General features: G+C 60.9%; 16 protein-coding genes. 7 read left to right on the plus strand and 9 right to left on the minus strand.

The genetic code is table 11. The features are described from left to right. Positions 1-4: 4 nt before the first annotated feature. The 5 genes from AC0IW7_RS16280 to AC0IW7_RS16300 all read right to left on the minus strand — a co-directional run bounded on the left by AC0IW7_RS16280 (position 5) and on the right by AC0IW7_RS16300 (position 3,098). Positions 5-805, minus strand: coding sequence for a lipase family protein (locus tag AC0IW7_RS16280; protein WP_471819399.1), 801 nt, complete (start codon positions 803-805; stop codon positions 5-7). Positions 806-855: 50 nt separating this feature from the next. Then, the gene (rnk, locus tag AC0IW7_RS16285) at positions 856-1,260 is read right to left on the minus strand and encodes a nucleoside diphosphate kinase regulator (protein ID WP_122497510.1); all 405 of its coding nucleotides are present in this window, start codon (positions 1,258-1,260) and stop codon (positions 856-858) included. Between the two features lie 182 nt (positions 1,261-1,442). Beyond that, positions 1,443-1,664 carry a DUF1289 domain-containing protein gene (locus AC0IW7_RS16290; protein ID WP_471819401.1) on the minus strand — a complete coding sequence of 74 codons (222 nt, stop codon included), beginning with the start codon at positions 1,662-1,664 and terminating at the stop codon, positions 1,443-1,445. Position 1,665: 1 nt separating this feature from the next. Further along, positions 1,666-1,998 (minus strand): iron donor protein CyaY, encoded by a 333-nt coding sequence (cyaY, locus tag AC0IW7_RS16295; protein WP_471819403.1) that lies wholly within the window; start codon positions 1,996-1,998, stop codon positions 1,666-1,668. A gap of 62 nt (positions 1,999-2,060) precedes the next feature. After that, complete coding sequence (locus AC0IW7_RS16300) at positions 2,061-3,098, minus strand: AraC family transcriptional regulator (protein ID WP_471819404.1); 1,038 nt, start codon at positions 3,096-3,098, stop codon at positions 2,061-2,063. Positions 3,099-3,257: 159 nt separating this feature from the next. Between AC0IW7_RS16300 and lptM the strand changes: the two genes are divergently transcribed. From lptM to AC0IW7_RS16330, 6 genes are read left to right on the plus strand one after another with little or no spacing between them, the layout of a single operon-like run. Next, a complete protein-coding gene (gene lptM, locus AC0IW7_RS16305) occupies positions 3,258-3,383 on the plus strand; it encodes an LPS translocon maturation chaperone LptM (RefSeq protein ID WP_122449649.1) in 126 nt (41 codons plus the stop codon). A gap of 9 nt (positions 3,384-3,392) precedes the next feature. Further along, complete coding sequence (lysA, locus tag AC0IW7_RS16310) at positions 3,393-4,640, plus strand: diaminopimelate decarboxylase (protein WP_471819406.1); 1,248 nt, start codon at positions 3,393-3,395, stop codon at positions 4,638-4,640. A 5-nt stretch (positions 4,641-4,645) separates the two neighbouring features. Continuing rightward, on the plus strand, positions 4,646-5,476 hold the full coding sequence (gene dapF / locus AC0IW7_RS16315; RefSeq protein ID WP_471819407.1) for a diaminopimelate epimerase: 831 nt from the start codon (positions 4,646-4,648) through the stop codon (positions 5,474-5,476). Next, positions 5,473-6,174, plus strand: a complete 702-nt coding sequence (locus tag AC0IW7_RS16320) for a DUF484 family protein (protein ID WP_463540830.1) — start codon at positions 5,473-5,475, stop codon at positions 6,172-6,174. Before dapF ends, AC0IW7_RS16320 begins: the two co-directional genes overlap by 4 nt. Before the next feature lie 48 nt (positions 6,175-6,222). Next, the gene (gene xerC / locus AC0IW7_RS16325; protein ID WP_471819408.1) at positions 6,223-7,119 is read left to right on the plus strand and encodes a tyrosine recombinase XerC; all 897 of its coding nucleotides are present in this window, start codon (positions 6,223-6,225) and stop codon (positions 7,117-7,119) included. Beyond that, the gene (locus tag AC0IW7_RS16330) at positions 7,116-7,811 is read left to right on the plus strand and encodes an HAD family hydrolase (protein WP_471819409.1); all 696 of its coding nucleotides are present in this window, start codon (positions 7,116-7,118) and stop codon (positions 7,809-7,811) included. Before xerC ends, AC0IW7_RS16330 begins: the two co-directional genes overlap by 4 nt. Positions 7,812-8,063: 252 nt before the next feature. Here the strand turns inward: AC0IW7_RS16330 and sutA are convergent, their stop codons facing one another. From sutA to glnK, 4 genes are all read right to left on the minus strand, one after another. Beyond that, positions 8,064-8,396: a transcriptional regulator SutA gene (sutA, locus tag AC0IW7_RS16335; RefSeq protein WP_122497526.1), complete on the minus strand. Its 333-nt coding sequence runs from the start codon at positions 8,394-8,396 to the stop codon at positions 8,064-8,066. Positions 8,397-8,473: 77 nt separating this feature from the next. Then, complete coding sequence (locus tag AC0IW7_RS16340) at positions 8,474-8,926, minus strand: secondary thiamine-phosphate synthase enzyme YjbQ (protein WP_471819411.1); 453 nt, start codon at positions 8,924-8,926, stop codon at positions 8,474-8,476. A 203-nt stretch (positions 8,927-9,129) separates the two neighbouring features. After that, the gene (locus AC0IW7_RS16345; protein WP_471819412.1) at positions 9,130-10,446 is read right to left on the minus strand and encodes an ammonium transporter; all 1,317 of its coding nucleotides are present in this window, start codon (positions 10,444-10,446) and stop codon (positions 9,130-9,132) included. A gap of 36 nt (positions 10,447-10,482) precedes the next feature. Continuing rightward, the gene (glnK, locus tag AC0IW7_RS16350) at positions 10,483-10,821 is read right to left on the minus strand and encodes a P-II family nitrogen regulator (protein ID WP_003457590.1); all 339 of its coding nucleotides are present in this window, start codon (positions 10,819-10,821) and stop codon (positions 10,483-10,485) included. A gap of 405 nt (positions 10,822-11,226) precedes the next feature. Between glnK and AC0IW7_RS16355 the strand changes: the two genes are divergently transcribed. Then, a complete protein-coding gene (locus AC0IW7_RS16355; RefSeq protein WP_471819414.1) occupies positions 11,227-11,487 on the plus strand; it encodes an accessory factor UbiK family protein in 261 nt (86 codons plus the stop codon). The last annotated feature ends 33 nt before the right edge of the window (positions 11,488-11,520 follow it).

An 11,520-nucleotide genomic window follows, 5' to 3' on the forward strand; every position in this document is an offset into this window, starting at 1 on the left:
CGGCTCACGCCTTCATGGGCGCCTGCGGGTTATTGAGTGCGTACAGATAGCTGCCTGCCAAGCTGTGGTCGCCCAACACGCTGGCGTAGCTGGCGGTGAACGTAATCGCCTGGCCAACATGCTGGTACAGCCACGTGCCGCTGACGCCCGGCGGCACTTCTGGAACCAGGTCGCTGTCGTTGACCACCCGAAAAGTCGGCACCTGCAGGCCGTTGTAGTACGCGGCGAACGAGGGCGACGCCAGGCGCGGGCTGGCAAAGTTGTAGTGTTGCAGCGCTAAGCCGGGCCAGCGTTCGCGCATATCCGGCACGGCCAGCGTCGACAATGTGCTACCCAAACTATGACCGCAAACCCACAGCGGGCCCTCGGGACGCATGTCATCGAGCGCCTGCAAGGCCAGGTCGCGAAGCGAGGTGTAGAGCTTCAAGAAGCCGTCGTGCACAAGGCCAACGTCGCTCTGCCACGGGTAGCTGCGCTGCGGCACATCCAGATCATCGAGCCAGTCTTGCGCCGTGTCGGTGCCGCGAAACACCAGGTAAACGGCGCCTTGCGGGTCGCGCGCAGCAAAGCCGAAAGGCTCGGACTCGTTGAGAAAATGCAATTCGCTGAGCACGCTCCACACCGGCGATGAGAACTGCCAGCCGGGCATGTCCGGTAGCTGCCAGTGGAAATCGTCAGGCTTTCGCGGCTGCTGCTGCGCCATCCACTGGCCGTACTGCTGATAAGCGCAGTCGACCAATTGGGCGCAGAGCAAGGCTTGAGAAAGGGAAAACGCAGGCGGGAAGTACATCGGTAGGCTGGGCATCTCGGCCTCCTTGCCACTGAATGAACGCCTACTCTAAAAGCGCCTGGCGATTACTGGCTATAGGCACCGGCTGCTTCTGGTTGGTACTCGACTGCCAGCAATGTCAGCTGAATCAGTTTGCCAGCCGGGGTTGGCCAGTCGATGTGTTGGCCAACCGACAACCCCAACAGCGCGCTGCCTACGGGCGCCAGAACCGATACGGTGCCCTCGCCGCCCGCCTCGTTCGGGTACACCAGCGTCAGGTGGTATTCCTTACCGCTGCTTTCTTCACGGCATACCACCCGCGAGTTCATGGTCACCACGCCGGCCGGCACTTCGTCATGGCCGACCACATTGGCGCGCGCCAGCTCCTCTTCGAGGGCTTGGGCGCCTGGGCCGAAATCGTCGAGGCTTTCGAGCAGACGCTCAAGGCGTTGCAGGTCCAGACGGGTGATGGTGATGGCTGGAGCGGTCATAACGCAGTACTCATAGTCAGTGGCAGCCAGGCAGCGGCTACCAGCGGAACGTCGCGGCCCGATGCGGGCGGCGGCAAATTCCAGGCGGCAATTAAAGAAAAACCCCGACCGAAGCCGGGGTTTGCAAGCGCCTCATTCAGGGGAGGCAGGTGCCGACCGTAGCACAAGACATGACTGCGTGGTCAAGACTGCCGAAAAGGTGACGGCTTCACGCGTGCTTGCGCCAACTCGATTATCTGCCGCCGGCGCTGGCTGTCAGCGGCTTTCCATTCGCGGATTTCAGCGAGCAAGCGCCCGCAGCCTAAGCACACGTCGTCGTCATCAAGGCAGCATTCGCGGCGACATGGCGACAGCACCACGTCAGCGTCTTGCGCCTGAGGCTGGAAAATTTGTGGAGCATTCATGTCAGAGCTCATCGAACTCGATCGCTTCGCCGGCTTGTTCAAGGGTGATGCGCGCCAGCATTTCGCCGAGCAATTCGTCGCTGGTGTCGCAGATCCAGCGCTCGCTGGCGCCGTCGTAATCGAAATGGAAACCGCCCGAGCGAGCCGCCACCCACAATTGGCGAATCGGCACCTGCCGGCTGAGGATCAGCTGGGAGCCATTGGCAAAACGCACGGTGAGAATGCCGGCGGAATTTTCCAGATCGAGGTCCAGGCCGCTGTCATCGAAAATGTCTTCTACCGATTCCTGGGTGGCGTCCACCAGGTCGTGAAAACGCGCTTCGGTCAAACTCATAACGGGCACCTCAGGCAAAAAATAAGGCAACGACGCAGGTGCGTTGCGACAAGTTGTAGGCATTAGCCGACTAGTGTGCGGCGGTACTCGGCGGGGCTCTGTCCGGTCCAGCGGCGAAACGCGCGAGCCAACGAACCGGCTTCGCTGAAGCCGACAAAAAACGCGATGTCAGCCAGCTCGAGCGTTGGATCGCGTAGGTAATTGAGCACCAACTGCTGGCGAGTTTCGTCGACAAGTTGGCTGAATGATAACCCGGTCTCGCGCAGGCGGCGCTGCAAGGTGCGTGGACTGAGCGCCAAAGCGTGCGCCAGGCGCTCCAGGTCCGGGCCCTGTTCGGCGAGTTGCCTGGCCAGTTCCAGGCGCGCGCGGTCCAGCACGTTTTGCTCGTGGCGCAATTCCGTGAGCAGGCGGTCGGCATAGCCGTCGAGCATCTTGCGCACCTGCGCATCGGCCTGACCAAGCGGCGCGAGCAGTAGGCGCTTGGGGAAGACCAGGGCGTTGTCGGGTTGGGAAAACAGCACCGGGCAACGAAAGATGCGCTGGTGTTCGGCCGTATCAGCAGGTGCCGCGTGCTGGAAGCGCACTTCGGTGGGCGGAACATCAAGGCCGCTGATCCAATGCCCAAAGGTGGTCCAGCCCGCCAGCGTTTCCTCGCACAGGTGCCGTTGCTGCTGCGGCAACAGCGGCTGCCAGCTGTGGGCGACTTGCGGTTCAAGGCCGGGCCGAGCGGGCTCATCGGCCAGGTCGACATGCCCAAGGCTGCCAACCAAGGTGGCGTAGCGCGCCTGGCGGTGCAGCGCGTCGCCCAGGGTCGCGCAGCTCATCAGCAAATAGCCGAGCACGCCGTAGTAACCCGGCCGCACCGCTTCGCCGAGGTGCAGCCCGAAGTGCGCATCGCCCGTCAGCTCAACGCCTTTTTCCATCACTGCCAGATACACCGAGGCGGCCACGCGTTGATCACGCTGGGCCAACAGCTCGGGGCTTACGTGCAAGGGCGCCAGCAACGTTTCGGTGGCGATTCCCTGGCGCGCCAGGTAGTCCAACAGGCCTTGGAAATAGGCGACCGAGACCGAACCGGACAGTGGCGCAGGTGTGTGCATCAGAGCTCCTGTTAGGGCTTGAAGGGACGAACAGTGGAGCACTTACGATAGCGTCAAGGCCCGCTGCGCGGGAGCTGCGCTCTATCGCCCGGCGCATAGGCAAGGCGCCGGGCGGCCGGTATACTCCGGCGCAATCACTGCTTTTACAAGGAATCCGCCATGAAGCGGCTACTGACTGCCCTTATCGCGCTCGTCGCCATTTCGTCTCTGCTTACCGGCTGTGGCCAAAAAGGCCCGCTGTATCTGCCAGGCGAAGATCAACCTTCCGCTGAACACACCCATTAAGGAGGCGGTATGCACGCCTTCAATTACCGCACAGGCGAACTGTTTGCGGAGGGTGTGGCGTTGTCCGCCATTGCCGAGCGTTTTGGTACGCCCACCTACGTGTATTCGCGCGCGCACATCAGTGCGCAATTCAACGCCTATGCCGACGCGCTGCAAGGCGTCCCGCATCTGGTGTGCTACGCCGTCAAAGCCAACTCCAACCTCGCTGTACTGAACCTGCTGGCCCGCCTGGGCGCCGGGTTCGATATTGTTTCCTCCGGCGAGTTGGAGCGCGTGCTGGCCGCCGGTGGCGAGCCGGGCAAAATCGTGTTTTCCGGTGTGGGCAAAAGCCGCGACGACATGCGCCGCGCGCTGGAAGTAGGCGTGCACTGCTTTAACGTCGAGTCCACCGATGAGCTGGAACGCCTGCAACTGGTTGCCGCCGAGCAAGATGTCATCGCGCCGATTTCGCTGCGGGTAAACCCCGACGTTGACGCGGGCACCCATCCCTACATTTCCACCGGCCTCAAAGAAAACAAATTCGGTATCGCCATCGCCGACGCCGAAGCGGTGTATGCCCGCGCCCATGAATTGCCGAACCTGAAAGTGCTCGGCGTGGATTGCCACATCGGTTCGCAGCTGACCAACCTGCCCCCATTTCTCGATGCCCTCGACCGCCTGCTGGCGCTGATCGACCGCCTTTCGGCGCGCGGCATTCAGATTCACCACCTCGACCTCGGGGGTGGCGTGGGCGTGCGTTACAAAGACGAGACCCCGCCGCTGGTCAGCGACTACATCAAGGCTGTGCGCGAGCGTACCGCTGGGCGTGACCTGAAGCTGGTGTTCGAACCCGGCCGCTACATCGTCGCCAACGGCGGCGTGTTGCTGACCCAGGTTGAATACCTCAAGCACACCGAACACAAAGACTTTGCCATCGTCGACGCCGCGATGAACGACTTGATTCGCCCCGCCCTTTATCAGGCGTGGATGGACGTTGTACCGGTGCAGCCGCGCGAGGGCGCCACGCGCGCCTACGACATCGTCGGGCCGATTTGCGAGACCGGCGATTTCCTCGCCAAAGGTCGTGAGTTGGCCTTGGAAGAAGGTGATTTGCTGGCGGTGTGTTCGGCGGGCGCCTATGGTTTTGTCATGAGCTCCAACTACAACACCCGTGGCCGTTGCGCCGAAGTGCTGGTCGACGGCGAACAGGCTTATGAAGTGCGTCGCCGTGAGACTGTGCAAGAACTCTATGCTGGCGAAAGCCTGCTGCCGGAGTAACGGTCATGCTGCTGCGATTCACCAAAATGCACGGCCTGGGTAATGACTTCATGGTCCTCGACCTGGTCAGCCAGCACGCGCATATCCAGCCAAAACACGCCAAACAGTGGGGCGATCGCCACACCGGCGTGGGCTTCGACCAGTTGCTGCTGGTCGAACCGCCGACCAATCCCGACGTCGACTTCCGCTATCGAATCTTCAACTCCGACGGTTCTGAAGTTGAGCAATGCGGCAACGGCGCACGCTGCTTCGCCCGCTTTGTGCTGGACAAGCGCCTGACCATGAAGCGTCAGATTCGCGTGGAAACGTCCGGCGGCATCATTGAGCTGGACGTGCGGCCCGACGGCCAGATCAGCGTCAACATGGGCGCGCCGACCCTTGAGCCAGCACGTATTCCATTCCAGGCCGAGAGCCAGGCACTGAATTATCAGGTCGATGTCGATGGCACAGCGGTCACGCTGGCGGCGGTGTCCATGGGCAATCCGCACGCCGTGCTGCGCGTCGACAGCGTGGCTGATGCTCCCGTGCATACCCTGGGGCCGAAGCTGGAACATCACCCACGTTTTCCGCAACGCGTGAACGTCGGCTTCCTCGAAGTGACTGACCGCCAGCACGCCAAGTTGCGCGTGTGGGAGCGCGGCGCCGGGGAAACCCAGGCCTGCGGCACCGGCGCATGCGCGGCAGCGGTTGCGGCTATCAGCCAGGGTTGGATGGATTCGCCTCTGCAACTCGAACTGCCTGGCGGTCGCCTGTTTATTGAATGGGCCGGCGCCGGGCAACCCGTAATGATGACCGGACCCGCCGTCCGTGTTTATGAAGGGCAGGTTCGCCTATGACCGATAAGCAGCAAGACGAGAGCACTCCTCTGGACGCCGAAGCGGTGGCCGCATTTCTGCGCGCGCATCCGGAGTTTTTCGTCGACCACGACGAGTTGATTCCCGAGCTGCGTATTCCGCATCAGCGGGGCGAGTCGGTGTCGCTGGTCGAGCGTCAGGTCAAGCTGCTGCGTGAGCGCAACATCGAGATGCGCCACCGTCTTTCGCAGCTGATGGACGTCGCCCGCGACAACGATCGCCTATTCGATAAAACCCGCCGCCTGGTGCTCGACCTGCTCGACGCCAGCTCGCTGGAAGAAGTCGTCAGCGCCGTTGAAGACAGCCTGCGCCACGAATTTCAGGTACCCTTTGTCAGCCTCACCTTGTTCAGCGAAACGCCAACCGGCGTGGGCCGCTCGGTGAGTTTTGCCGAAGCGCATCAAGCCATCGGTGGCTTGTTGGCCGATGGCAAAACCATTTGCGGCGTGCTGCGCAGCCATGAGCTGGCGTTTCTGTTTGGTGAAGAGGAACGCGAGAGCGTCGGTTCGGCGGCCGTAGTAGCCCTCAGTCACCAAGGTTTGCACGGCGTACTCGCCATCGGCAGCCCCGATCCGCAGCATTACAAGAGCTCGCTCGGCACGTTGTTCCTTGGCTACATCGCCGAAGTGCTTGCCCGCGTTCTACCGCGCTTCGCCACGCCACTGCGCTCGGTACGTTAGGCGACGTGGCGCACTGCCAATAGCGCACATCTGGAGGCGCAACGCCTGATGCAAGCTGCCCTGGACGCCTACCTCAAACATCTGCGCAGCGAACGGCAGATGTCACCCAACACGCTCGACGCCTACCAACGCGACCTACTCAAACTCACCGAGTTGTGCAGTCACCAAGGAATCGATTCCTGGGCGGCGCTCGACGTGCGTCGGCTGCGCAGCTTCGTGGCGCGCCTGCATCAGCAAGGGTTGTCGGCACGCAGCCTGGCGCGTCTGCTCTCCGCCACGCGCGGCTTGTACAGCTACCTGATCGCTGAGGGCGTTTGCCAACACGATCCCGCCACCGGCATCGCGCCGCCCAAGCGTGAACGTCGCCTGCCGCGCACGCTGGACGCCGACCGCACCTCCCAGCTGCTCGACGGCGCGGTGGAAGATGATTTCATCGGCCGGCGCGATCACGCCATGCTCGAGTTGTTTTACTCCTCGGGCCTGCGCCTTGCCGAACTGGCTGGCTTGAATGTGCAGCAGCTGGATTTGCCCGGCGGCTTGGTCGAAGTAGTCGGCAAGGGCAGCAAAACGCGGGTGCTGCCGCTGGGCCGCAAGGCGCGTGAAGCATTGGAAACTTGGCTGGCGCAGCGCGCCTTGGCCAACCCAGCGGACGACGCGGTTTTTATCAGCGCCAAGGGCAAGCGCCTTGGCCCGCGCGCCATTCAATTGCGCGTCGGCCAAGCCGGCGTACGCGAGCTGGGGCAACACCTGCATCCGCATATGCTCCGGCATTCGTTTGCCAGTCACATGCTCGAGTCGTCACAAGACCTTCGCGCCGTGCAGGAGCTGCTCGGCCACGCCGACATCGCCACCACGCAGATTTATACCCATCTGGATTTCCAGCATTTGGCCACCGTTTACGACAGTGCCCATCCCCGCGCCAAACGTAAAAGCAGCGAACCATGAGCATCCAACTGATCACGTTCGACCTAGACGACACGCTATGGGACAACCTCCCTGTCATCACCGGCGCCGAGGCGGCGATGCGTGACTGGCTGAGCAAGAACGCGCCACTCCTGGCTGCGCAGCCGGTTGAACATTTGTGGACCATCCGCAGCCAAGTGCTCGCCGCCGAGCCGGGGCTGCGTTACCGCCTGAGCGAACTGCGCCGCCGCACGTTGTTTCAGGCACTGGAAGGCGTTGGCTATAGCGCCGCACACGCGAAAGACATGGCCGAACACGCCTTCCACGCCATGCTCGATGCGCGCCATCGCATCACCTTTTTCGACGACACCGTGCCGACGCTGGAACGCCTGACCGAGCGTTACATCCTCGGCGTGATCACCAACGGCAACGCCGATGTTCGCCGGCTTGGCTTGGCCGATTACTTTCGCTTCGCCCTGTGTGCCGAAGACCTCGGTGTCGGAAAGCCGGACCCGTTGCCCTTTATCACCGCCTTGCAACACGCGGGCGTTGCAGCTGCCGCCGGCGTGCACGTTGGCGACCATCCTGCCGACGATATCCGGGGCGCGCAGAACGCGGGCATGCGGGCGGTTTGGTTTAATCCGCAGGGGAAAGACTGGGAAGGTGACGGGCAGCCGGATGCGCAGATAAAAGCGTTGGCGGAGTTGCCTGGGGTGTTGGCGCAGTGGGGTTGAGATCTGCGACAAGCCGGCGATCCAATCGCGGCTAAAGCCGCTCCTACAGGATTGCGGAATACGCGGTCTGCCTTTACTCGGTCGAGGTCGAGCGAGCTAGAGCGAGGCAAAGGCGAAATTTGATCTTGAAGCGCAGTGGGCTGTAGCCCATGAGCATTCAAAATCAAATTTCAACGCAGCATCGCCGACGCGCAGCCGATCGATAAGCCAAACAAAAAGCCCGCCAAAATGGCGGGCTTTTTGGGCTAAACACTAAATAGGGCGGCTGCCGTATTTGCTGTCCGGCTTCTTGGGCGGATCGGCAACCACATTAGGCTCGACCTCCTGCACCTTGCCACCACGGGACAAGAATTCCTGCATGGCGCGTTCCAGCGCATCGCGTTCCTTTTGCTTGGCTTCGATGCTAGGAAGCTCGTCGATATCGACAGCCGCCTTGGCTTTTTTGCCAGCCTTTACGGGGACATCGCTGTCACTGTCGGTGTCGTCAGCGTCATCCGCCACGCCATCGTCAGCGGCCGCCAGCTCTTCGCCGTCGTCTTCCGCACCGCCTTCCAGTTCGTCTTGTTCCAGATCTTCGTCGCTCATGTTTAACCTCATGACTTGCGAAAAGCAGGTTAGTTATAGCCCAGCAATACACGCTGTCGCGCATTGCCAGAAAAAATTCAAAGAGTCTCGCCCTGCAGGGTCGCAAGCACTCTTCTGGGGCCACCGTGATCACGATGCTCACCCAGATAAATCCCTTGCCAGGTGCCCAGTGCCAAACGACCCGCGCGTATCGGCAGCGTCACTTGGCATCCCAACAAACTGGCCTTGAAGTGAGCGGGCAAATCGTCCGCGCCTTCGTCGTTGTGTTCGTACACGTCTTGGTCGCTGATGTCGGCATGCACACTGCCAACTTGAGGGACCAGACGATTGAAGAACCGCTCAAAGTCGCGTCGCACAGCCGGGTCGGCATTCTCGTTAATGGTCAGTGAAGCCGAGGTGTGCAACAACCACAGATGTAACAGACCCAACCGGTAGCCAGCCAGTTCAGGCAATTTCGCCGTCACCTCATCGGTCACCAGATGGAAGCCTCGCGGGCGTGCCTGCAAGGTGAATTCGCGTTGTTGCCACATAAGCATCTCCGCTCGTTCGGCGCGCATTCTAGCGTGCTCGTGGAAAAAGCAAAGGGCGCAGGCCAGAGCGTTTGAGTTTATTTAAGCGAACCATCTTTTCAAGCCCGCGGCGCTCGACAATGGTCGTAAATCACGCTAGCGCAAAACGCAAAATGCCCGGCAAAAGCCGGGCATTTTTTCTGCGGGTGTTGCCTGTAAAAAGCTTACAGGTTGTAGCCACGCTCGTTGTGTTGCGCCAAGTCGAGACCAACCGTCTCTTCTTCTTCGCTAACACGCAGGCCCATCACCAGGTCCAGCACTTTCAGGATCACAAACGTGACGACTGCGGTATAGATCACGGTGAAGCCGACGCCTTTGATCTGAGTGATCACTTGCGCGCCGATGTCTTCAACGGTGCCGAAGCCGCCCAGTGCAGGTGCTGCGAATACGCCGGTGAGAATTGCGCCGACGATGCCGCCGATACCGTGAACACCAAAGGCATCCAAGGAATCGTCGTAGCCCAGTTTGCGTTTCAGAGTAGTGGCGCAGAAGAAGCAGATCACGCCAGCAGCCAGACCGATTACCAGAGCGCCCATTGGGCCTACGGTACCAGCAGCCGGAGTAATGCCCACCAGACCAGCGACCACACCCGAAGCGATGCCCAGGGCACTTGGCTTACCGTGGGTGATCCACTCGGCGAACATCCAGCCCAGGGCGGCAGCAGCGGTGGCAATCTGAGTAACCAGCATGGCCATGCCGGCGGTGCCGTTGGCGGCAACAGCGGAGCCGGCGTTGAAGCCGAACCAGCCGATCCACAGCATGGCAGCACCTACCAGGGTGTAGCCCAGGTTGTGCGGTGCCATTGGCGTGGTTGGGTAGCCTTTGCGCTTGCCCATCACGATGCAGGCAACCAGACCGGCGACACCGGCGTTGATGTGCACCACGGTGCCGCCAGCGAAGTCCAGTACGCCCCAGTCCCACATCAGACCACCGTTACCGCTCCACACCATGTGGGCGATTGGCGCGTAAACCAGCGTGAACCACACGCCCATGAAGATCAGCATGGCGGAGAACTTCATGCGTTCTGCGAAAGCGCCGACGATCAGAGCAGGAGTAATGATGGCGAAGGTCATTTGGAAGGTGATGAACACAGCTTCCGGGACCGCGTAGGTCAGGCTCGCTGGCGTGACGCCGGCCAGGAAGGCCTTGGACAGACCGCCTACAAACGAGTTGAAGTTAACAACGCCCTGTTCCATGCCAGTGACATCGAACGTCATGCTGTAGCCGTAAACGACCCACAGAATGCTGATCAGGCCGGTGATGGCGAAGCACTGCATCATCACCGAGAGGATGTTCTTGGAGCGAACCATGCCGCCGTAGAACAGCGCGAGGCCCGGGATGGTCATAAACAGCACCAAGGCGGTAGCGGTCAGCATCCACGCCGTGTCGCCGGTATTCAACACAACCTCGTCCGCCATGGCCAAGCCTGGGGTAACGAGGGACAAAAGGGCTCCTAGCCCTGCGAGCTTACGCAGAGTCATATTGTTTTCTCCTGGGGCGTTGGGTTCGGCGGCTTTTTAGATTGCGTCGGTGCCGGTTTCGCCGGTACGGATGCGGATGGCCTGTTCCAGATTGACCACGAAGATCTTGCCGTCACCGATCTTGCCGGTGTTGGCCGCCTTGGTGATGGCTTCGATAACGCGATCCAGCTGATCATCAGCAATGGCCACGTCGATCTTCACTTTGGGCAAGAAATCGACCACGTATTCGGCGCCGCGATACAACTCGGTATGGCCTTTCTGACGACCGAAGCCTTTGACTTCGGTGACAGTAATGCCCTGCACGCCGATCTCCGATAGCGACTCGCGCACATCGTCCAGCTTGAACGGTTTGATGATGGCAGTTACTAACTTCATGAAACTCTCTCCCGTATTGGTGGACTTGCCCCAGGAAAAACGAACCCGGTTCAAGTCTAAGCGCAGTGTCTGGCTTTGTAACGCATCGAACGTCCTCAGGGAGGGCTCTCGACACAACCAATCGCTCCTGACGAAACGACTCCCCCGCTTCGCCTTACGCAGCCGAACTGCATCGGTGCATGCGTCATAGCCCACTAAGCAGAAAGCTTGCCAGCTCGGGGAAAAGCTTGGAATTCAGCGGGTTATGGGGTCAAAGCTGCGCCGTGACCAAAGCGCCCGGGCGAGTCACGCTCAACAACGGTGCAAGCCTCACTTCGGCTACGCGCCAAAACCGTGCAAAACCCCTCGGCCTGGCGTCGTAATGCTGCGTGTTACACTGCCGGCCGACCTATTTGGAACCTTCTTATGCTGCCGCCTAAAGCCCTTCTTGATGCCCTAAGCACCCACGCCTCGCGCTTGTTCAATGGCGAAACACCGTTGCCGCGCAGCGAGTTTGAAAGCCAATTCAAAGTGCTGCTGCAAAGTGGCTTCAGCAAGCTCGACTTGGTAAGCCGCGAAGAGTTTGACAGTCAGATGGCCGTGCTTGCCCGCACCCGTGCGCGCCTTGAAGCGCTTGAGGCCAAGGTTGCTGAGTTAGAAGAAAAATTAACGCCGCCCAACGAGTAATCCACTCGGACTGAGCGGCATGTGATCAAGGAG

This window comes from Pseudomonas sp. AC229, from assembly GCF_979254655.1.